At 73.8% G+C, this 20636-nt stretch carries 23 protein-coding genes; 10 read left to right on the top strand and 13 right to left on the bottom strand.

Going from position 1 to position 20636, the window contains the following annotated elements:
* Positions 1 to 72: 72 nt before the first annotated feature.
* Entirely contained in the window at positions 73 to 1209 is a 1137-nt protein-coding gene (locus tag DSM104329_RS15405; protein WP_259310731.1) for a mechanosensitive ion channel domain-containing protein, read from the top strand.
* Between the two features lie 130 nt (positions 1210 to 1339).
* Here the strand turns inward: DSM104329_RS15405 and DSM104329_RS15400 are convergent, their stop codons facing one another.
* Positions 1340 to 2131 (bottom strand): SDR family NAD(P)-dependent oxidoreductase, encoded by a 792-nt coding sequence (locus DSM104329_RS15400; protein ID WP_259310730.1) that lies wholly within the window; start codon positions 2129 to 2131, stop codon positions 1340 to 1342.
* Positions 2132 to 2212: 81 nt separating this feature from the next.
* Between DSM104329_RS15400 and miaA the strand changes: the two genes are divergently transcribed.
* Entirely contained in the window at positions 2213 to 3145 is a 933-nt protein-coding gene (gene miaA, locus DSM104329_RS15395) for a tRNA (adenosine(37)-N6)-dimethylallyltransferase MiaA (protein ID WP_259310729.1), read from the top strand.
* A gap of 13 nt (positions 3146 to 3158) precedes the next feature.
* On the top strand, positions 3159 to 3974 hold the full coding sequence (gene dapF / locus DSM104329_RS15390; RefSeq protein ID WP_259310728.1) for a diaminopimelate epimerase: 816 nt from the start codon (positions 3159 to 3161) through the stop codon (positions 3972 to 3974).
* 6 nt (positions 3975 to 3980) lie between these two features.
* On the opposite strand, the gene dapD is transcribed toward dapF, so the two are convergent.
* Genes dapD through dapE form a run of 3 tightly spaced genes read right to left on the bottom strand, consistent with a single transcriptional unit; the run spans position 3981 to position 7119 of the window.
* A complete protein-coding gene (gene dapD, locus DSM104329_RS15385) occupies positions 3981 to 4913 on the bottom strand; it encodes a 2,3,4,5-tetrahydropyridine-2,6-dicarboxylate N-succinyltransferase (protein ID WP_268738856.1) in 933 nt (310 codons plus the stop codon).
* 11 nt (positions 4914 to 4924) lie between these two features.
* Complete coding sequence (locus DSM104329_RS15380; RefSeq protein WP_259310727.1) at positions 4925 to 6061, bottom strand: pyridoxal phosphate-dependent aminotransferase; 1137 nt, start codon at positions 6059 to 6061, stop codon at positions 4925 to 4927.
* A complete protein-coding gene (gene dapE, locus DSM104329_RS15375; RefSeq protein ID WP_259310726.1) occupies positions 6052 to 7119 on the bottom strand; it encodes a succinyl-diaminopimelate desuccinylase in 1068 nt (355 codons plus the stop codon). The genes DSM104329_RS15380 and dapE overlap by 10 nt, the downstream gene beginning before the upstream one ends.
* Positions 7120 to 7178: 59 nt before the next feature.
* Here dapE and hflX point away from each other — a divergent pair, with 59 nt between their 5' ends.
* Positions 7179 to 8468 (top strand): GTPase HflX, encoded by a 1290-nt coding sequence (gene hflX / locus DSM104329_RS15370; protein ID WP_259310725.1) that lies wholly within the window; start codon positions 7179 to 7181, stop codon positions 8466 to 8468.
* Positions 8465 to 8908 carry a dUTP diphosphatase gene (gene dut / locus DSM104329_RS15365; protein WP_259310724.1) on the top strand — a complete coding sequence of 148 codons (444 nt, stop codon included), beginning with the start codon at positions 8465 to 8467 and terminating at the stop codon, positions 8906 to 8908. Before hflX ends, dut begins: the two co-directional genes overlap by 4 nt.
* Before the next feature lie 31 nt (positions 8909 to 8939).
* On the opposite strand, the gene DSM104329_RS15360 is transcribed toward dut, so the two are convergent.
* From DSM104329_RS15360 to DSM104329_RS15325, 8 genes are all read right to left on the bottom strand, one after another.
* Positions 8940 to 9944 carry a glycine betaine ABC transporter substrate-binding protein gene (locus DSM104329_RS15360; protein WP_259310723.1) on the bottom strand — a complete coding sequence of 335 codons (1005 nt, stop codon included), beginning with the start codon at positions 9942 to 9944 and terminating at the stop codon, positions 8940 to 8942.
* Entirely contained in the window at positions 9941 to 10687 is a 747-nt protein-coding gene (locus DSM104329_RS15355; RefSeq protein WP_259310722.1) for an ABC transporter permease, read from the bottom strand. Before DSM104329_RS15355 ends, DSM104329_RS15360 begins: the two co-directional genes overlap by 4 nt.
* Positions 10687 to 11430 (bottom strand): ABC transporter permease, encoded by a 744-nt coding sequence (locus DSM104329_RS15350; protein WP_259310721.1) that lies wholly within the window; start codon positions 11428 to 11430, stop codon positions 10687 to 10689. The genes DSM104329_RS15355 and DSM104329_RS15350 overlap by 1 nt, the downstream gene beginning before the upstream one ends.
* A complete protein-coding gene (locus DSM104329_RS15345) occupies positions 11430 to 12584 on the bottom strand; it encodes an ABC transporter ATP-binding protein (protein WP_259310720.1) in 1155 nt (384 codons plus the stop codon). The genes DSM104329_RS15350 and DSM104329_RS15345 overlap by 1 nt, the downstream gene beginning before the upstream one ends.
* 96 nt (positions 12585 to 12680) lie before the next feature.
* Positions 12681 to 13412 (bottom strand): type 1 glutamine amidotransferase, encoded by a 732-nt coding sequence (locus tag DSM104329_RS15340; RefSeq protein WP_259310719.1) that lies wholly within the window; start codon positions 13410 to 13412, stop codon positions 12681 to 12683.
* Entirely contained in the window at positions 13400 to 14131 is a 732-nt protein-coding gene (locus DSM104329_RS15335; protein ID WP_259310718.1) for a class I SAM-dependent methyltransferase, read from the bottom strand. Before DSM104329_RS15335 ends, DSM104329_RS15340 begins: the two co-directional genes overlap by 13 nt.
* Positions 14128 to 15480, bottom strand: coding sequence for a Mur ligase family protein (locus tag DSM104329_RS15330; protein ID WP_259310717.1), 1353 nt, complete (start codon positions 15478 to 15480; stop codon positions 14128 to 14130). The genes DSM104329_RS15335 and DSM104329_RS15330 overlap by 4 nt, the downstream gene beginning before the upstream one ends.
* Entirely contained in the window at positions 15477 to 16367 is an 891-nt protein-coding gene (locus DSM104329_RS15325; protein WP_259310716.1) for a diacylglycerol/lipid kinase family protein, read from the bottom strand. The genes DSM104329_RS15330 and DSM104329_RS15325 overlap by 4 nt, the downstream gene beginning before the upstream one ends.
* A gap of 71 nt (positions 16368 to 16438) precedes the next feature.
* On the opposite strand from DSM104329_RS15325, the gene DSM104329_RS15320 reads away from it, so the two are divergent.
* Both DSM104329_RS15320 and DSM104329_RS15315 read left to right on the top strand, forming a co-directional pair.
* Positions 16439 to 17848 (top strand): MFS transporter, encoded by a 1410-nt coding sequence (locus tag DSM104329_RS15320; protein ID WP_259310715.1) that lies wholly within the window; start codon positions 16439 to 16441, stop codon positions 17846 to 17848.
* Between the two features lie 32 nt (positions 17849 to 17880).
* A complete protein-coding gene (locus tag DSM104329_RS15315; protein WP_259310714.1) occupies positions 17881 to 18582 on the top strand; it encodes a peptidylprolyl isomerase in 702 nt (233 codons plus the stop codon).
* Positions 18583 to 18612: 30 nt separating this feature from the next.
* Here the strand turns inward: DSM104329_RS15315 and DSM104329_RS15310 are convergent, their stop codons facing one another.
* Positions 18613 to 19215 carry a hypothetical protein gene (locus DSM104329_RS15310; RefSeq protein ID WP_259310713.1) on the bottom strand — a complete coding sequence of 201 codons (603 nt, stop codon included), beginning with the start codon at positions 19213 to 19215 and terminating at the stop codon, positions 18613 to 18615.
* A 66-nt stretch (positions 19216 to 19281) separates the two neighbouring features.
* Between DSM104329_RS15310 and DSM104329_RS15305 the strand changes: the two genes are divergently transcribed.
* Genes DSM104329_RS15305 through DSM104329_RS15295 form a run of 3 tightly spaced genes read left to right on the top strand, consistent with a single transcriptional unit; the run spans position 19282 to position 20623 of the window.
* On the top strand, positions 19282 to 19668 hold the full coding sequence (locus DSM104329_RS15305; protein ID WP_259310712.1) for a hypothetical protein: 387 nt from the start codon (positions 19282 to 19284) through the stop codon (positions 19666 to 19668).
* Positions 19665 to 20408, top strand: a complete 744-nt coding sequence (locus DSM104329_RS15300; RefSeq protein ID WP_407655921.1) for a DUF72 domain-containing protein — start codon at positions 19665 to 19667, stop codon at positions 20406 to 20408. The genes DSM104329_RS15305 and DSM104329_RS15300 overlap by 4 nt, the downstream gene beginning before the upstream one ends.
* The gene (locus DSM104329_RS15295; protein ID WP_259310710.1) at positions 20405 to 20623 is read left to right on the top strand and encodes a hypothetical protein; all 219 of its coding nucleotides are present in this window, start codon (positions 20405 to 20407) and stop codon (positions 20621 to 20623) included. The genes DSM104329_RS15300 and DSM104329_RS15295 overlap by 4 nt, the downstream gene beginning before the upstream one ends.
* The last annotated feature ends 13 nt before the right edge of the window (positions 20624 to 20636 follow it).

Below are 20636 nucleotides of genomic sequence, written 5' to 3'. Positions count from 1 at the left end.
GGGCCGCGTTGTGATGGTGGGACGTCGCTCGCCGTTAGTGTCGGACGCCACGGGGCAGATCCCCAACAAGCCATGCCGAGAATCAAGAGATACAGCAAGCCGTCGATGTTCGAGACCCGCTCCCACAGCTGGGCCGAGGTCGGCCTGGCCAAGCAGCTGAGCCGCGCCGCGGTCAAGCGGGCGCGGCTCGAGCTCCTGCTGCTTCTGCCGCTCCTGGTCGGCGTCATCGTGGTCTACACGCAGCGCAAGGACATCTTCGGTCCCGATCTCGCGCTGCCCGTCCGCATCGCCAGCGTCGTGGTGATGCTGATCCTCGGGTGGTCGCTCGCACGGGCGGCCGGGCGATCGCTGGGACCGATGCTCTTCCGCCGGATGGACCCCGCCACCGCCGGCACGGTCGGGTTCCTCATCCGCCTTGCGACGATCCTCATCACCTTCTTCGCGGCGGCGAACATCGCCGGACTGTCCGCGCGGTCGCTGACGCTGGGTGGCGCGTTCACCGCCGTCGTCCTCGGTCTCGCGGCGCAGCAGACGCTCGGCAACCTGTTCGCCGGCATGGTGCTGCTGAGCGCGCGGCCCTTCCGCGTCGGCGAGCGCGTGAAGCTCCAGGGATCCGGCATCACCGCCGAGGGCGTCGTCAGCCAGCTCGGGCTGCTCTACACGGTCTTCGCCGACGGCGAGGACGAGATCATGATCCCCAACAGCGTGGTCCTGAACGTCGCGGTCGTCCCGCTGCGCGAGCCCGACGCCATCGACATGCGCGCGCGCCTGCGCCCCGGGGTCACGCCGACGGACATCCAGAACATGCTCGAGAAGGAGCTCGAGACGCCGCTGCTCGACCGCCCGCGCATCATCCTCGAGGAGCTCGACGGCGACGAGGTCGTCGTGCGCATCCAGGCCACGCCGGTCGCGTCGAACGACGGGCCGCGCCTGGCGACCGAGATCCTCTCCGCGGTGTCGAGCGAGACGCGCAGCTCCGAGGACCGCATCGCCGAGCACCATGCCGCCCTCGAGAACACCGCCAGCGGCAACGGCACCGAGGGAGAGGATCGCCGTGCGCAGCGTGCCGAGGGAGAGGAGGAGACGTCCCGCGCCCGGGCGGCAGACACCGGCGCCCAGGATCCGCGAGCGGCCGACACGCCGCAGGACGGCGCCGCCGCCGGCGGCGGCCAGTCCTCCCGCCGCCCGAGGTATCCGACCGCTCGGTGAGGGGGCCGCCGGGCGCCGGCCTGCTGGCCCCGCCTGCCGCCGCGCCTGAGCTCGGGCCGGCGCCACTGCGGCCCGCCGATGCCAGGTCTGCTCGCGGCTTGCTGGCCCAGAGCTCAGCCGAGCCCGCCGCTCAGCGCTTGCCGCGCTGGCCGGACGCCATGTCCTTCGCGATCGAGCCGGCGCCCATCCGGCGGCTGACCTTCGCCGCGAGCTCCGGGGCGATCTGGGAGAACAGGGTTCCCGCCCGCAGGGCCACCGGGGCGACCTCCACCTCGGCAAGGTTGCGCTGCACCGCCTTCAGCGTGCCCTCGGCCACGTCCTCGGGCCGGCGCGTGCCGACGCCCGGCGGGAGCTTCGTGCCCGACTCGTGGAACATGCCGGCGTCACGGATGAAGCCGGGGAAGACGATCGAGACCCCGACGCCCTTCTGCTCCCAGTCCTGACGCAGCCCGAGCCCGAAGCCGCGCAGGCCGAACTTCGTGGCCGAGTACAGCGCCGAGCCGGGGGTCGCCGCCTTCCCCGACAGCGACGACATCAGCACGATGTGGCCGGCGCCGCGCTCGACCATCCGCAGCCCGAGCTCCCGCGACAGGATGATCGGCGCACGCAGGTTCACGGTCAGCGCGCGATCGATCTCCTCGACGCTGAAGTCGTCGAGCGAGCCGGACGCCGGCAGCGCCGCGTTGGCGATCAGGACGTCGGTGTCGCCGGTCTCGGCGATCAGGCGCTCGACGTCTGCCGCATCGCTGAGGTCGACGGCGATCACACGGGCGGACAGCTCGGTCGCGAGCGGCTCGAGCACCTCGCTGCGCCGCCCCGTGACGATGAGCGACGCGCCCCGGGCGGCAAAGGTCCGGGCGATCGCCTGCCCGAGCCCGCCCGTCGCGCCGGTGATGAGCACGGTCCTGCCGGAGACGTCCATGAGCCGGACAGTAATGGAGGACCGGCGGGCCGGGGAGATCGCCGGCCGGACCCGCTCGTCCGGCGCGCGATACTGGCCGCGATGGCGACCCCGACGATCCTCGCGGTGTTCGGACCGACCGGCGCCGGCAAGACGGCGCTCGCCATCGCGCTCGCGCAACGCCTGCGGAGCACCGGCGACCGCCCGGTCGCCGTCTCCGCCGACGCGCTGCAGGTCTACGCCGGCCTCGAGACCCTCACCGGCGTCGCGACCCCCGCCGAGCGCGCGCGGCTCGAGCACCGGCTCGTGTCGTTCGTGCCCGTGGACGCCCGGTTCTCGGTCGCTGAGCACGCCCGGCTCGCGCACGCCGAGATCGACGGGCTGCTGCACGAGGGCCGGACGCCGATCGTCGTCGGCGGCACCGGGCTCTACCTGCGCGCCGCGCTCGCCGAGCTCGACCTGCGTCCCGCCGCGCCCGACGAGATCCGGGCCGCCTGGATGGACGCCCTGGCCCGCGACGGCGCGCCCGCCCTGCACGCCGAGCTGCGCCGCCGCGCGCCCTGGGCGGCGGCCGGCGTGGACCCCAACGACGCGCACCGGGTCGTCCGCCTGCTCGAGCTCTCGGACCTCGGCGAGCTCGAACCGCCCGACGGGACGCAGCGCCCCAACCAGCTGTGGACCGAGCACACGCGCCACCCGACCCGGCTCATCGGCGTCACGATGGACCGGGAGGCGCTCTACGCGCGCATCGAGGCGCGCGTCGACGCGATGGTGGCGGCCGGCGCGATCGAAGAGGTCCGCGCCGCCAACGCGGCCGGCGCCTCCGAGACGGCCCGCAAGGCGCTCGGCTTCGACGATCTGCTGGCCGGCGACATCGACGCGATGAAGCGCCGCACCCGCAACTACGCCAAGCGCCAGCTCACCTGGATGCGCAAGCTCCCGGGCGTCGAGATGGTCGACCTGACCCGGACGACGCCCGAGGACGCCGCGGCCGGCCTGCTCGGCGGTCGCGACCCGGGCGCCGCGAGACCGTAGGCTCCCGCGCGCCATGACCGTCATCGCGTTCGAGAAGTGGCAGGCCCTGGGCAACGACTACCTCGTGCTCGAGGAGGACCGCCTGCCCGCTCCGCTCACGGCCGATCAGGTCCGCGCGTTGTGCCACCGCCACTTCGGCGTCGGTGCCGACGGCGTCCTCCTGCTGGCGCGCACCTCCGACGCCGGGTTCGTCGCCGACCTGCGCATCTTCAACCCGGACGGCTCGGAGGCCGAGCTCTCCGGCAACGGGGCGCGCGAGGCGATCATGTACCTCCACCGCCACGGCTGGACCGACCGGCGCCAGTTCTCCATCCGCACCGTCGCCGGCGAGATCCGCCCGACGATCCTCGACGAGACCCGCTGCCGGGTCGACATGGGCCGCGCGAAGCTCCACAGCGCCAAGGACTTCCCGTCCGGCGGCCCCGACGGCCGGGGCGAGCTCGCCGGCCGCACCTTCCAGTTCGTGTCGATCGGCAACCCGCAGTGCGCGATCGCCGTCGAGGATCCCGACGCGCTCGATCTCGGCGCCATCGGCCCGGACATCGAGCACAGCCCGCTGTTTCCGAACCGCACGAACGTCTCGTTCTACGCGCCGCTCGACGAGCACGCGATCCGCGCGCGGATCTTCGAGCGCGGGGTGGGCGAGACGCTGTCGAGCGGCACCGGGGCCACGGGCGCGGCGGTCGCGCACGTGCTGCGCGGCGGCAGCTCCCCGGTGACCGTGCGCCTCGACGGGGGCGAGCTCGAGGTCGAGGTCGAGGACGACCTCCACGTCAACCTCACCGGCTGGGCGCTGCCGGTGTTCCGGGGCGAGATCGACCTGCCCTGAGGGATCTCAGTCGTTGGCGTGCAGCACCGCGTTCAGCCCGCCCCAGCTGCCGCTGCGCGGGACCGCCACGACCGTGCCGGTCTGGCTGTCGCGGCGGAAGAGCAGGCTCGAGGCACCGGCCAGGTTGCGGGCCTTGACGACCTCGCCGTCGGGCAGCGTGACCCGCGTGCCCGCGGTCAGGTAGAGCCCCGCCTCCACGACGCAGCCGTCGCCGAGCGGCACGCCGAGGCCCGCGTTCGCGCCCAGCAGGCAGCCCTCGCCCAGCGAGACGACCTCGCGGCCGCCGCCCGACAGGGTGCCCATGATCGAGGCGCCGCCGCCGATGTCCGTGCCGTCGCCCACCACGACCCCGGCGCTGATCCGGCCCTCGACCATCGAGGCGCCGAGCGTTCCGGCGTTGTAGTTGACGAAGCCCTCGTGCATGACGGTCGTGCCCTCGGCGAGGTGGGCGCCGAGGCGGACGCGGTCGGCATCGGCGATCCGTACGCCCGGCGGCACGACGTAGTCGACCATCCGCGGGAACTTGTCGACGGATACGACGCTGAACGGCATGCCGTCGACCCGGGCGCGCAGCCGCAGCTCCGGCAGCCGGTCGAGGGACACCGGGCCCAGCGACGTCCACGCGACGTTGACCAGCACGCCGAAGATGCCCTCCATGCTCACCTGGTTGGGCGCCACCAGGCGATGCGAGAGGAGGTGCAGGCGAAGGTAGGCGTCCGCGACGTCCGCGGGCGGCATCGCGAGGTTGGCGATGATCGTCGTCACCCGCTCCACGCGGACGGCGCGCAGCGCGTCCTCGCGCGCGTCGGCGGGCAGGTCGACTGCGGCGGGATGGGCGCCCAGGACGGGGGCGGGATAGAAGACCTCGAGCGTCGCCCCGGAGGCGAGGTCGACGGTGGCGAGGCCGTGGGCGGCGGCGGCGGTGGGAGCGGTGGACATCGCGGCGCAGGTTATTCGCCGGCCAGCAGCTCCGCCGCCCGCTCGCACTCCTCGAGCGTCGGGACGAGCGCTGCGCGCACGTGGCCCTCGCCGCCCGCACCGAGATATGACCCGGGCGCGAGCACCACGCCGCGTTCGAGCCAGCGCGCCGCGAACGCCGCATCGTCGCCGTCGTCCGGCACGCGCAGCCACAGGAAGAACGATGCCGGCCCGCCCACCGGCTCCAGGCCGGTCGCCCGCAGCGCCGGCAGCACGATCTCGCGCTTGGCCCCGTAGCGCGCCCGGATCTCGGTCACGTGCGCGTCGTCGGACCACGCCGCGACCGACGCGTGCTGCACGAAGCGCTGCGGGGCCGTGCCGACGGTCGGGCGGTGGCGCTTGAGCAGCGCGATCAGCTCCCGGTCGCCGGCGACGAACCCGGACCGGTAGCCCGGCATCGACGACCGCTTCGACAGCGAGTGGAACGCGAGCAGGCCGCGCCGGTCGGAGACCTGGAGCGCGGAGGGCGGCGGGTCGCCCTCGAACCACAGCTCGCAGTACGCCTCGTCGCAGGCGAGGATCACGTCGTGGCGCCGGCAGCGGGCGGCGGCCTCCTCGAGGAACGCGACCGAAGCGACCGCGCCGGTCGGGTTGCCCGGCGAGTTGAGCCACAGGATCGCCAGCCGCTCCCACGGCACCGCATCGAGGTCCGGCAGCCAGCCGCGCGCGCCGTCGAGCGGCAGCGACAGCACGTCGAGCCCCTCGATCACGGCACTGCGCTCGGGCACCGGGTAGCCCGGCGTCGTGACCGCCACGGCCCCGCGGCCCCGGCCGACGACCTGCGCGAGCCCGTAGATCGCCTCCTTGGAGCCGAGCGTCGGCACCACCTCGGTGTCCGGGTCCAGCGGCGCGCCGAACCGGCGGCCGACCCAGCCGGCGATCGCCTCGCGCAGCTGCGGCATTCCCACGGCGAGCGGGTACACCGAGACCGGCTCGGACTCGACCGCCGCGCACAGCGCCGCGCGGATGAACGCAGGGGTCTCCTCCCGCGGCTCGCCCACGCCGAAGTCGATCACCGTCCGCCCCTCGGCGGCCAGGCGCGCCTTCGCCTCGCCCAGCCGCACGAACGGGTACGTCCCCATCTGCTCGAGCGCCGGGTTCACCCGCACAGGAACCGCTCCAGCACGGAGAAGCACTCGACGAGCGCGGCGACCGAGACCTCCTCGTCGGCGCGGTGCGCGTGCACGGGATCGCCGGGGCCGAAGTTCACCGCGTCGACGCCGGCGAGGCCGAACTCGGCGACCGGCGTCCACGCCTGCTTGGCCGCGACCTCGCCGGCGCCCGACTCCTGTAGCCGCGCGACCAGCGGATTGGCGTCGGGCACCGGCCCCGACGGTGCGATCCCGGTGATCTCGATCGCGCCGTACGGCTCGCACCACGCCCGCACCTGCGCCTCGGCCTCGGCCGCGCCGCGTCCGGGCGGGAAGCGGTAGTTGACCTGCGCCACCGCCCGGTCGGGCACGACGTTCTGGGCGATGCCGCCGGAGATCGTCGTCGCCGACACGACCTCGGTGTAGGTCAGCCCGCCGAAGCGGTGCTCGACCGGCCCGACCTGCGCGAGCGCGTGGATGCCCTCGGCGGCCCGGTGGATCGCGTTGTCGGCCAGCCAAGGGCGCGCCGAGTGCCCGGCCCGTCCGCTGAACGTCCAGGTCGCGTTGAGGTTGCCCAGGCAGCCGAGCTGCAGCGCGTTCGCGGTCGGCTCCATCACCACGACGAGGTCGGCCGCCGCGAGACCCGGCTCGCGCTCGAGCAGCGGCGTCAGCGCGCTCTCGGCGAACGGCAGCTCCTCGCGGCCGAAGAAGACGAAGCCGACGTCGACGGCGGTCTCGCGGCCCGCCAGGGCGATGGCGAGCTCGATCATCACCGCGTCCGCGCCCTTCATGTCCGCCGCGCCGAGCCCGACGACGCGACCGTCCACGATCGCGCCGGGCAGGTTGCCCTGCTCGGGCACCGTGTCCAGGTGGCCGGCGAGCAGGACGAGCGGCCGCGCGCCGCGCTCGGTCGCACCGGCCAGCACGCACGTGTCGCCCGCCGCCCGGCAGTCGGCCCCGCCGGAGCGCAGGACCTCGAGCACATGGGCGGCCAGCCGCTGCTCGCTGCGCGACACCGACGGCAGGTCGACGAGCTCCAGGGTACGGCGGGCGAGGCGGCCGGGGAGGTCGGGCACGGCCGGGAAGGCTACCCGCGGCTACTCCGTGGGCACGAGGAGAACCTAGACTGAGTGATATGCAGCGCGCCAGGCACGGCCGGACCACCGAGACGCACTCGCCCAACGGCGCCCCCACCGGGCGCGCGCGTCAGCGTGCCGTGATGATCGCCGCGCTGCCCGCGGGCGACGACCTGTCCGAGCTGCAGGAGCTGCTGCGCACCGCCGGCGTCGCGGTCGTCGGCCAGGAGGTCCAGCACCGCGAGACGCCCCATCCGAACACGTACGTCGGCCCCGGCAAGCTCCAGGAGATCAAGCAGCGCATCAAGGAGCTCGACGCGAACGTCGTCGCCGCCGACGACGAGCTCAGCCCGCGCCAGGAGCGCAACCTCGAGAAGGAGCTCGGCGTCGCGGTCGTCGACCGCACCGCGGTCATCCTCGACATCTTCGCCGGCCACGCGAACACGGCCGAGGGCAAGCTCCAGGTCGAGTTGGCGCAGCTCGAGTACAACCTCGCGCGGATGCGCGGGCTGTGGACGCACCTCGAGCGCCTCGGCGCCGGCATCGGCACGCGAGGCCCGGGCGAGTCGCAGATCGAGACCGACCGCCGCCTGGCCCGCGACCGCATCGCCGCGCTCAAGCGCAAGCTCGCGGACGTGAAGGGCTCGCGGGCGACCATGCGCGCCGAGCGCGAGCGTGCGCACCTCCCGGAGATCGCGCTCGCCGGGTACACGAACGCCGGCAAGTCGACGCTCCTCAACGCGCTCACGGGCGCCGAGGTCGGCGTCCGCGACCGGCTGTTCCACACGCTGGACCCGACCACGCGGTCGCTCGAGATCGGCGGCCGCCGCTACCTGCTGACGGACACCGTCGGCTTCATCCGCAAGCTGCCCCACCAGCTCGTCGACGCCTTCGGCGCCACGCTGGAGGAGACGCGCCTCGCCGACCTCGTGCTCCACGTCGTGGATGCGAGCGCGCCGGAGGAGGAGCTCGAGGAGATGCTGCGGGCGGTCGACGACGTGCTGGAGGAGATCGGCGCCGGAGAGCGCCCGCGCCTGCTGGTGCTCAACAAGGCCGACCTGCTCGACGAGGAGCGCCGTCGCGAGCTCGGCTTCCGCCATCCCGGCGCCGCCCTCGTGAGCGCGCACACGGGGGAGGGCCTCGACGAGCTGCGTGACCTCGTCGAGGAAGAGTTCCGGCGCACGCTGCGCGAGATCGACGTGCTGCTGCCCTACGCCGAGGGCGGACGCCTCGCCGAGCTGCACGACATCGCCGGCGACCTCGAGCGCGAGGACACCGCCGAGGGCGTGCGGGTGCGCGCGCAGGTGCCGGCCACGGTGGCCGAGCGGTTCGCCGCCTACAGCGCGTGAGCGAGCCCGGCACCCTCCAGGTCCGCCGGCTGCGCGACGACGCCCGCCTGCCGACCCGCGCGCACGGCGGCGACGCCGGCTACGACCTCTATGCGGTCGCGGCCGCGACGCTGCAGCCGGGCGAGCGGGCGCTCGTGGCGACCGGCATCGCGATCGCCCTGCCGCCCGGCCACGCCGGCCTCGTCCTCCCACGCTCCGGCGCCGCGGTGCGCCACGGCATCGCGCTCGTCAACGCCCCCGGCCTCATCGACGAGGGCTACCGCGGCGAGGTGCGCGTCCTGCTGCTGAACACCGACCGCGCCGAGCCGTTCGCCGTCGAGCCCGGCGACCGGATCGCCCAGCTCGTGCTCGTCGAGGTCGCCACGCCCGACGTGGTGGAGGTCGACGAGCTCGACGAGACGGCCCGCGCCGCGGGCGGGTTCGGCTCGTCGGGGCGCTGACCGGCCGGTCCGCGCCCCGACGGCTGCTCCGTCACTTGACGTAGCCCGATTCCTGCAGGTACTCCTTGGCGACCTCCTCCGGCGTCTTCTTGTCGAGGTCGACGCGCGCGTTGAGCTCCTGCATGTTCGCCGCCGTCAGATCCTTGTTGACGAGCTCGACGGTCTTCTGCAGGTCCGGCCCCGCCTGGTCGAGGAACGACTGCTTGACGAGGAACGTCGAGTTGTAGGGCGGGAACATGCCCTTGTCGTCCTTGAGCAGCACGAGGTTGTCGCGCTTGTTCTGCGGGTCGGTCGTGAAGACGATCGACACGTCGGCCTGGCCCTTCTCGAGCACCTCGTGGCGCAGGGCGGGGTCGACGGGCACGAACTTCTTGAACTTCAGCCCGTAGACCTTCTCCAGCCCGAGCAGGCAGTCCAGGCGCTGGCGGCACTCCGGCGTGCCGTACAGCGTGAGGTTCTGCGCCTTGCCCTTGAGGTCGGAGATGTTCGTGACGCCGAGCGCCTTGGCCTTCTCCTGCGTCAGCGCCACCTCGTTGGACGAGGTGAACGGCGTCGGCGGCAGCGCGGCGATGCCGTCCTTGGCGAAGTCGGCCTTGACCTGGTCGAACGCGGCCGCCGGGTCCTTGGGCAGCTTGTCGGTCGGCACGTTGAAGAACGACAGCAGCGCCGTGCCCGTGTACTCCGGGTAGCCGTCGATCTGGCCGTCGTTCAGCGCCTTGAGGGCCGTCTTCTCGTCGCCGAGGTTGAGCTCGGTGTTCACCTTGTAGCCGGCCGCCGCCAGGGCCTGGGCGTAGACCTCGCCGAGCACCTTCTGCTCGGTGAAGTTCTTCGACCCGACGGTGACCGTCGTCTTGGCGTTGTCCGGGTTGGACACGATCTGGCTGCCCGACGAGGCGGTCGTCTGCGGCGGGGCCGTCGCGCCGCCCGTCGCGGTGCTCGTGCCGGTCCCGCCGCCGCCGTCTGAGCCGCAGCCCGCCGCGACCGCGACGAGCGCGAGCGCGAGGACGGCCAGCAGGGCAAGGGTCAGTTTTCTCATGTGGACGTCTGCCTCCTGAGACGTGGGATCCCGAAGCCGCGGTGCGACCGCGCCTGCGGGGTTTGGGAGATCCGGATGCCGCGCGGGGTGACCGCGCGCTGAAGCACGGCGAACAGCGCCTCGGCTGCGACCGCCAGCAGGGCGACGAGGATGGCCGCTCCAAGCCGCCCGTCCTCGCCGTACACGCCGCCCGCGATGATCGGGTCGCCGAGCGTCACCACCCCGGCCAGCGGCGCGATCGCCGCCGTCGCGATGACGTTGACGACGGACGTCCGCACGCCGCCGAACACGAGCGGCAGCGCAAGCGGCAGCTCCACCCGGCGGACGATCTGGGGACCGGTCATGCCCATGCCGCGGGCGGCGTCGACGGCGTCGCGATCCACCTGGCGCACGCCGACGTAGGTGTTGGTGAGGATCGGGGGGATGGCGAGCAGGACGAGCGCGAGCGTCACGTTGCGAAAGCCGACGCCGATGTAGGCGACGAAGAACGCGATGAGCGCCAGGCTGGGCACGGCGCGGCCGACGTTCGCTACCGACGTCGCCAGGAACTCACCGCGACCGATGTGGCCAAGCCACAGCCCGAAGGGCACCGCCAGCGCGACCGCGATCCCGACCGACACCCCGGTCAGCTCCAGGTGCTTCCACAGCATCGGCAGCAGCTCCGCGCCGCCGACGTTCGTGCCGCCGCTGCGCGCCTCCCGCGAGTGCAGGATGAAGTCGATCGCGTCGCCGAACTGGCTCATCAGTCCATCACCCGCGCCTCACGCCACAGCCGGCGCGGCCGCGGACCAGCCGCCGTCTGGGCCCGCTGCCACGGCAGGGCGATGCGCTGCGCGGTCAGCAGGACGACGTCGAACATGATCGCCAGCAGCAGGCACAGCGCCCCCGCCACGACGACGTTCGACTTGAACGTGATGTCCGCGAAGATCTCGCCGCCCAGCCCGCCGGCGCCCGCGAAGAACGCAAGCGTGGCCAGCCCGACCGTCGTGGTCGAGGCGATCCGCAGCCCGGCGATGATCTCCGGCATCGCGAGCGGCACCTCGACGCGCCAGAGCACCTGGCGGTCGGTGAAGCCGAGGCCGCGCGCGGCGTCGACCGTCTCGGCCGGCACGTTGTCGAAGCCGGTGACGATGTTGCGAAACAGGATCAGCAGCGTGTATGCGGTCAGCGCGATGAGGGCGGTGAACGCGCCGCGGCCGGTGATCGGCTGCAGCAGGAAGAACACGGCGATCGACGGCAGCGTGTAGAGGACGCCGGTGACGCCGATGATCGGGCCGACGAGCCAGTGCCTGTTGTGGGCCAGCACGGCGAGCGCGAACGCGATGACGAAGCCGAGCACGACGGCGATGACCGACAGGTACACGTGCTGCCAGAACGGATGGAGGTAGCGGTCGATGTTGTGCGCGATCCAGCTCGGGCAGAAGCCGTTGCTCGCGACGCAGCTGTCGTTGCCGGCGCGCTGGTGGATCTCGAGCTGGGCGAGCATCACCGCACCGTCGCCCGCTGGGTGGGCGGCTCCTCGGTCAGGTCGCCGGAGGTCAGCAGGTGGCTGACGAGCGCGACGGACAGCACGCCGACGACCGCGCCGCGGGGGTCGACGACCGGCGCGTACTGCGTGCCGGCCTGCAGCAGCTCCGCGAGCGCATCGCGCAGCACGTCGTCACGGTCGATGACCGGGTCCGCCATCGAGTCGGCGGGGGCCTGCACGGTCTCGCGGCTCAGGTCGCGCTCCGACAGCCAGCCGAGCGGGCGCCCGTCGGCGTCGATGAGCAGCGGGAACGGCACCTCCGAGCGGGCCGCGCGCTCGCGCGCCGCGGCCGTCGGCTCGCCCTCGCGCACGAGCGGCGGGTGCCACAGGTTCACGTCGCGCACGCGCAGCAGGGACAGGCGCTTCAGGGCCCGGTCCGCGCCGACGAAGTCCTCGACGAACTCGTCGGCGGGCTGGCTGAGCAGCTCGGCCGGCGACGCGTACTGGGCGAGGATGCCGCCGGTCTTCATGATCGCGATGCGGTCGCCCATCTTGATCGCCTCGTCGATGTCGTGGGTGACGAACACGACGGTGCGCTCCAGCTGGGCCTGCAGGCGCAGGAACTCGTTCTGCAGGCGCTCCCGGTTGATGGGATCGATCGCGCCGAACGGCTCGTCCATCAGCATCAGTGGCGGGTCGACCGCGAGCGCGCGGGCGACGCCGACGCGTTGGCGCTGGCCGCCGGACAGCTGGGCCGGGTAGCGGTCGCGCATGTCCTCCGGATCGAGGCCGACGAGCACGAGCAGCTCGTCGACCCGCGCGGCGATCCGGTGGCGGTCCCAGCCGAGGAGCTTGGGGACGGCTGCGATGTTGCCGGCGATCGTCTGGTGGGGGAACAGGCCGACCTGCTGGATGACGTAGCCGATGTCGCGCCGCAGGCGGGCGGCGTTCCGCTGGCGCACGCTGCGCCCGCCGATGAGGATGTCGCCGGAGGTGATCTCGACCATGCGGTTGACCATGCGCATGGCGGTCGTCTTGCCACAGCCGGACGGGCCGACGAGCACGCAGATCTCGCCCGCGCCGACCTCGAAGCTGAGGTCGTGGATGACGGGAGGTCCGTCGCCGTAGCGCTTGCTGACGTCGCGGAACTCGAGGGTGGCGGGGTCGGTCAAGAGAGGGGGATCCCGATGGGCGATGGAGGCGTACCCGGCTTCCTCGCCCGACAAAGGCTGTCAGATGGCGGCGACGAGCCGCGTCGATCGAGGCGCTCAGGCTCCGGCGACGCGCCGCGCGAGCTCGTGGGCGGCGTCCTCGAGGGAGTCGTCGAGCGGCTCGAGCGCATCAGCGCCGGTCGCCGTGCGGATGAGCCAGTCGGCGAACCAGGCGTTCTTCGGTAGCAGCGGGCCGTGCAGGTACGTGCCGACGACGTTACCCCGGCGCACGCCCTCGAAGCCCGATTCGCCCGTATTGCCGTGGCCCGTCAGCACGCGGCCGAGCGGCTCCTCGCCGGGCCCGAGGTGCGTGCGGCCGGCGTGGTTCTCGAAGCCGGCGAGCACCTGCCGCGGGCCGCCCGGCCCGTCAAGGGCGACCTCGATCGCGACGTTGCCGATGAGCCGAGGGTCGGCCGAACGCACGGTACGCACGTCGACGAGCCCGAGCCCCGGGATGTCGCGGTCGCCGAGGGCGTAGGCGTGGCCGAGCAGCTGAAAGCCGCCGCAGACGCCCATGATCACGCGCCCCGCCGCGGCCGCCGCCTCGAGGCCCTCGCGCTTGGTCGCGACGAGGTCCGCCGCGCACAGCTCCTGGTCGCGGTCCTGCCCGCCGCCCATGTAGAAGAGGTCGTGCGCGTCGGGGTCGATTCGGTCGCCGAAGCCGGCGGCCTGCAGCTCGAAGCCGATCCCCCGCCAGGCGCACCGGCGCTCGAGCATGAGCAGGTTGCCGCGGTCGGCGTAGATGTTCATCAGGTCGGGGTACAACGCGCAGACCCTCAGCTTCGGCACAGGACCACCACCTCGGAGCCGACGTAGTCGTCCGTCGGGGCGACCGCGCGTGCCGGCAGCGCCCGCAGGCCGAGCGGTGCCGCCTCCTGCTCGACGGTCGGCACCTCGACGTCGTCGAGCAGGATCGCGTCGTGTCCGGAGGTGACCTGCCCCGCGCCGTCGATCGTCTCGCGCCGTCGCTCGATGACGATCCCGCCGCGTGCCCGGTACACGCCGACCGGGGTGCTGGCGTAGACGATGCCGTCGATCTCGCGGATGTCGGGGAGCGGGTTCTCGGCGCGGGCGCCCTCGACGCCGCCCTCCAGGGCGTCGGCGAGCGCCGCGGCCAGCAGCCCGCCCGGGCGCAGGTGGGCCGCTGCGCAGCGCAGGAACTCGACGCGGCCGGCGCTGCCGCCCAGGAGCTGCATCGTCTGCATCGGGACGATCACCTGGGCGACCTGCCGGCCGAGGTCGAAGGCGCGCGCGTCGGCGTGGACGGCGTCGACCTGGAGGCCCTCGCGGGCGGCCCGCTCGCGCAGGGCGGCGACGAGATCGGGGTCGCGGTCGAGCGCGACGACGTCGTGACCGCGGCGCGCGAGGTCGAGGGTGACGCGGCCGGTGCCCGCGCCCACGTCGAGGATCGGCCCGCCGGCCGCCGCGGCGAGCTCGCGCCACAGGGGGAGGTCGGCGGCGTAGGCGCCGCACTCGACGTCGTGCCAGATGACGCCGGCCGCCGTCACGACGGGGCCGCCCAGGAGCTGCGGGCGGCCCCGCGCTGGGCGAGCAGGTCGCGCAGCGCGAGCATCGCCGTGTACGTGGGCAGGGCGAACAGGCGCCCGGCGCCGTCGGCGCGCGCGCGGTCGAGTCCGCGCTCGAGGTCGGGCTCGACGACGATCCGGTCGGCGCCGACCCCGGCGTACTTCAGCCGCACCGCGAGCTCGGCGGCGCGGGTGCCCGAGCACGTGAAGCGGCGGATGCGGCCGGCCAGCAGCTCGAAGTCGGCGTCCCACACCCAGGAGATGTCCCGGCCGTCGGCGATGTTGTCGTTGAGGACCGCGAAGACGTCGTGCTCGCCCGGCTCGAGCAGCAGCGTGCGCAGGACCTCGTTGGCGCCGGCCGGGTTCTTGATGAGCAGCAGGGTGAGCTCACGGTCGCCGAGCGCGATCGTCTCGGCGCGCCCGAAGGCGGGGGCGACCGCCTCCAGGCCGGCGACGACGTCGTCGAGCGAGGCGCCGAGCGCCTGGGCCAGCGCGGCGGCACCCAGGGCGTTGTAGACGTTGTAGAGCCCGGGCAGCGGCAGGCGCACGCGCCGCTCGCCCGCGTCGGTGACGAGCGTGAACGCGGCGGCGCGCACGCCCTCCAGTTCCACGTCCCGCGCGGCGACCGCGGGCCGCGGGCGGGCCGCGTCGCCGGTGGGGCAGTGGTAATGGCCGAGGTGGCCGAGCAGTACGGCGTCGTAGACGTACGGCGCGCCGCAGCGCCGGCAGTGCTTGGAGTCCGCCGCGTGCTGGAGCCCCGGCAGGGCCAGGCTCCGGTCCTCGACGCCGAAGTACAGGACGTCGTCCAGGTCCCGGCCGAGGTCGGCGACGAGCGGGTCGTCGGCGTTGAGCACCATGCGGGTGCCGCGCGGCGCCGCCGTGGCGACCACCTCGTGCCAGCGGTCGGCGATGGTCTCGAGCTCGCCGTAGCGGTCGAGCTGGTCGCGGAACAGGTTGGCCAGCAGCAGCACCCGCGGGCGCAGCTGCTCGGCCACCGAGCCCAGCCAGAACTCGTCGACCTCGAACAGGCCGAGATCGCCCTGCCCCCGCGCGTCGAGCAGCGCCGTGGCGACGCCGCCGGCCATGTTCGCGCCGGTGCGGTTGGAGACGAGGCGCGTGCCGTCGCGCTCGAGGATCGAGGCGGCCATCGCCGCGGTCGTCGTCTTGCCATTGGTGGCCGAGATCGCCGCGCTGCCGCGGGGGATCGCGGCCGCGAGCCGGGCGATCGCCCTGGGCTCCATGCGCAGCAGGAGCTTGCCGGGCAGAGACGTGCCGCCGCGGCCGGTCCGTCGCGAGAGCGCTCCCACGGTCCGAGCGAGCACCGCCTTCATGCGGCCGGCGCCATGACGCGCAGCGCGTGCGGTCGCACGGAGATGACGACGGGCGTCGCGCCGATCGGGTCGCCGTCGGCGTAGACGACGAACGGGCGGTCGGCGCTGATGCGGACCGAGCGGGCGCGCGCCTCCTCCACCTCCGGCAGCTCGACGTGCGTGCCCTTGAAGACCCGCGGCAGCAGCTGCGTGAGGAACCGGCGCTTCGGCATCGAGCGCACCGCGACGACGTCGAGCAGCCCGTCGTCGAGCTTCGCATGCGGCGCCGCGTACATGCCCCCGCCGTAGGCCGAGTTGTTCGCCGTCCCGACGCTGTAGCCGGTGACCGATCGCGGCGGCGCGCCGTCGATCTCGAGGTCGAAGCGGGCTGGGTGCCACGCCGCGAGGGCGCGCAGCGCGCCGTACGCGTAGACGCCCCGGCCGAGCCAGGACGGCGCCTCGTTGGCGATGCGGTTGGCGTCGGAGTCGAAGCCGAGCGAGGCGATGCCGACGAACGAGCGGTCGCCGACGCGGCCGAGGTCGAGCGGCCGCGCGACGCCGTCGCGCAGCACCGCGCAGGCGGCCGCGACGTCGTCGAGCGGGATGCCGAGCGTCCGTGCGAGGTCGTTGCCGCGCCCGCCGGGGAGGATGCCGAGCAGTGCGTCGTCCCGATCGGCGAGGACCGCGGCGACGGCGCCGATGAGCCCGTCGCCCGACAGCGTGACGACGAGCGCCCCCTCGTCGGCGCCCTCCTGCGCGAGCTCGCGCCCGTGCTCCAGACTCGTCGTGCAGTGCGTCCGGTGCTCCAGCCCGAGCGCCGTCAGGGCCCGCTCGGCGTCCGGGAGCCGGCGCATCCCGCGCCCGCCGCCGGAGTGCGGATTGACGATGAGCCAGATGAGCCGCGACATGACCGCGGGGACGCTAGCGGGGGGCCCGGGCAAGCAGGTCCTTATCTGCCTGATGTTTTAGTCTCTCAACGATGCCGCCCGAGCGCCAGAGCCCGACGCGGACGCTGCTCTCGCTCGTCGCGGGAGCGATCGCCTACTCCCTCGCGCAGACGATGATCCTGCCCGCGCTGCCCGCCATCCAGGCCGAGACCGGGACGTCGGAGGCCGCCGTCTCGTGGCTGCTGACGGCGTTCCTGCTCGTCGCCAGCGTGGCGCCGCCGATCATCGGGCGCCTGGGCGACATGTTCGGCAAGGAGCGGCTGCTGCTCGTCACGCTCGTCCTCTTCGGCCTGGGCTCGATCGTGTGCGCGCTGGGCACGAGCTCGCTCGGGCTGCTGATCGCGGGCCGCGTCATCCAGGGCGCGGGCGGAGCGGTGTTCCCCTTGTCCTACGGGATCATCCGCGACGAGTTCCCGCCCGAGCGCGTCGCGACGTCGATCGGGATCATCAGCGCCGTCTTCGGCATCGGCGGCGGGTTCGGGCTGGTCCTCGCCGGGGTCATGGTCGACCACCTGTCGGTCGCCTCGCTGTTCTGGGTCTCGCTGGGCGTGACGGCCGCCGCGGCGCTGGCGACGTGGCGCTGGGTGCCGGAGTCGCCGGTGCGTGCACCGGCGAGGATCGACTGGGGCGGCGGCGCGCTGCTGTCGTTCTCGCTGATCGCGGTGCTGCTCGGCGTGTCGCAGGGTCCGGACTGGGGCTGGACGTCGGGCGGCGTCCTCGGGCTGATCGTCGGCGGGCTCGTCCTGCTCGCCGTCTTCATCATCTACGAGACCCGGATTGCGCAGCCGCTCGTCGACATGGCGATCATGGCGCAGCGGGCGGTCTGGAGCCCGAACGTGGCGGCCTTCGCCATCGGCTTCGCCATGTTCGGGTCGTTCATCCTCATCCCGCAGCTCGTCGAGGCGCCCGAGTCGACCGGATACGGGTTCGGGCTGAGCGCGACCGGCGCGGGCCTGGTGCTCCTGCCGAGCTCGCTCATGATGCTCGTCGTCGGGCCGCTCGCGGGCTGGCTGGGCAGCCGCTTCGGATCGCGCCTGCCGCTCGCCCTGGGCGCGATGTTCGCGGCGGCAGCGTTCGCGGTGCTGACCTTCGCCCACGGCGAGCTGTGGACGATCGCGTTCGGCGGCGGGCTGCTCGGCGTCGGGATCTCGCTGGCGCTGGCGGCCATGGCGAACCTCGTGGTGAACTCCGTGGAGCCGACGCAGACGGGGGTGGCGACCGGGATCAACACCATCACGCGCAACATCGGCGGCGCGGTGGGCGGGCAGATCACCGCGTCGCTGCTGGCGTCGCATGCGCTGGCGAGCGGGCACGTGGCCGAGAGCGGCTACACGATCGCCTTCGCGATCAGCGGGGTGGCGGCGCTCGCCGCGCTGGCCGTCTGCCTTCTCGTTCCGAACCCGCGCCGGGCCGCCGCGCGGCCGGCGCGGCTGGCGGCGTAGGGCGCGGGCGCGCCGTCTATCCTCGCCCGCCGATGCCCCGATTCCTGCCTGCCCTCGCCGTCCTGCTCAGCCTCGCCTTCGCCGCCGCCGGTTGCGGCGGCGACTCCGGATCGACATCGGCCGGCACGTCCGCCGCGATCGCGCAGAGCCCCGGCGGCACCGCGACCGCGCCGGCGGGCGCCGCATGCCGGGACGTGCCCGCCGCCGCCCCCAAGCAGGTCGAGGAGCAGGCCCCCACGACGCGTCTGAAGCGCGGCGCCCGCCACACGGTGACGCTGCTGACCAACTGCGGCGAGATCCGGATCCTGCTCGACCAGCGCGCGCAGCCGAAGACGGCCGCCTCGTTCGCCCAGCTCGCCCGCGACGGCTTCTTCGACGGCCTGAGCTTCCACCGCGTCGTCCCCGGCTTCGTGGTCCAGGGCGGCGACCCCGCGGGCGACGGCACGGGCGGCCCGGGCTATTCGGTGACCGAGAAGCCGCCGGCCGGCACGCGCTACACGCGCGGAGTCGTAGCGATGGCCAAGAGCGAGATGGAGCCCGCGGGCACGTCGGGCAGCCAGTTCTTCATCGTCACGGCGGAGGACGCGCAGCTGCCGCCGGACTACGCGGTGATCGGCAGGGTCGTCGGCGACGGCATGAACGCGGCCGACCGGATCGAGGCGGTGCCCACGGACGCGACGGACGCGCCGCAGCGGCCCGTCGTGATCGAGAAGGCGACGCTGAGCGAGGGGTAGGACGCGCCGGGGCGGACGGGCCGCCCCGGGCTATCCGGCGGCTCTCGCCGCCTTCGCCTTGTTCTGGCGCCGGCGGCCGAACAGCGCCAGGCCGCCGAGCACCGCCACGACGAGCAGCAGCCCGAGGAGGACGGCTCCGCCGATCGAGATGCCCCCGAACGGCAGCGCGATGAGCTCGACGATGCCGAAGCCGATCGCCATCAGCGCGACGATGATCCCGATGACGAGGGCGATGCCGCGCAGGCGCAGGAAGATCGACGCGCCGGGCGGCGGGGCGACCAGGCCCATGAACCGCAGCATGAGGAGCTGGCGGCTGGACGGCGGCGCCTGGCCCAGGCGCTCGACCGCGTCCTTGAGGTCGCCGGCGCGGCGCTCGGCCAGGGCCAGCGAGGCGTCGGCCATGCGCCGCAGCTGCATGCGCTCCTGCGGCCGGGCGGCCGCGATCGCCTTGCGGAAGTGCTCGCGCGACGCCTTGGCGTCGTAGCGCTCGGCGGCGCGGGCGCCCAGGATGGCCTGGGCCGCCGCGCGGTACTTCGTCTCCGCGAGAAGCTCGTCGTCGGACCGCGTCTCGAGCTGCTGCATCGCGGCCAGCGCGCTGCGCTGCTCGATGCGGACCTGTCGCTGCTTCGCCATGGTGCGCGCAGTGTAGATGCACCATTGGGTGGTCCCCGCGGCGGCTCGACTAGGGTCCGGTCCGCCATGACCTTCGACGGCACCGTGGAGGCCGTGAACCGCACGATGGCGGCCTTCGACCTCGCTCTCGGCACCGGCGCGCTGGTCGCGCCGGACGCGACGCTGCGGGCCCTGGGTCACGCCGAGCCGTCGCCCGACGCCCGCGCGCTGTTCCGCCGCTGCGGGCCGATCTGGCTGACGTTCGCGGCGGCCCACGCGGTCGCCGCCGCGCGCGGCGCGCCGCGCGACTGGTGGGCGCTGGCGTGGCTGCGTGCGACCGAGATCGCCACCGACGTCGTGTGGGCGTCGGCGTCGCCGTCCATCGCGCGGCGCGGCGCGCGCGCCGTCCTCTGGGGCGCCGGGGCGGGCAACCTCGCGATGGCTCTGGCCTTCGGGAGGCGGGGACGCCGCTGAAGCCGGCCCGCATCGGCTGCTCCGGCTGGCAGTACGCCGACTGGCGGGGCGCGTTCTATCCCGCCGGCTGCCCGCAGCGCCGGTGGCTGGAGCACTACGCGTCGGTGTTCGACACGGTCGAGCTCAACAACACCTTCTACCGGCTGCCGAAGGTCGACGCGGTGGCGCGCTGGGTGGCTCAGACGACGCCCGAGTTCTGCTTCACCGTGAAGGTGAGCCGCTTCGCCACGCACATGAAGCGCCTGACGACGGTCGCGGACTCGAGCCGGCGCCTCGCGGAGCGCGTCGAGCCGCTCGCCGCCGCCGGCCGGATGGGGCCGTGGCTGTGGCAGCTGCCCGAGCGCTTCAGGCGCGACGACGACCGGCTCGCGGGCGCGCTGGCCGAGCTGCCGCCGGGCCGGCACGCGCTCGAGCTGCGCCACGCGAGCTGGTTCTGCGACGAGGTCTGGGACCTGCTGCGCCGCCACGGCGTCGCCGCCGTGATCGGCCACGACGCCCGGCGCCCGCTGCCGGCCGCGCCGCTCACCGCCGGATGGACGCTCATCCGCTTCCACTACGGCGCGCGCGGACGCGGCGGCAACTACTCCGAGCGCGAGATCCGCGAATGGGCGGCGCGGGTCGACGAGATGCGGGCGATCGCCACGGTCTTCGCCTACTTCAACAACGACTGGAACGCCTTCGCCCCCCGCAACGCGCTGGCGCTGCGCGCGCTGTTGGCCGATACTGCGGGCGACCCATGAGCAACCTGCAGGAGATCGCCCTCGTCGCCATCGGCATCCTGCTGCTGATCGGGATTGGGGTGCTCATCGCGCGCGACGCCCGCCGGCGCGCGCCCGTGGCGGACCCCGACCATCCCGACGGGCTGGACCACCACCGCCGCTCCGGGGTGCAGCGCAAGAAGGACCGGGCGCGGGCGCAGGCCGCGCGCCGCGCGCGGCGCAACAACCGCCACTGACCGCGCGAGCCGG

Source organism: Capillimicrobium parvum, from assembly GCF_021172045.1.
GTDB lineage: Bacteria > Actinomycetota > Thermoleophilia > Solirubrobacterales > Solirubrobacteraceae > Capillimicrobium > Capillimicrobium parvum.
The sequence above is the reverse complement of the archived record's forward strand: the minus strand, read 5'-3'. Positions and strand labels throughout refer to the sequence as shown.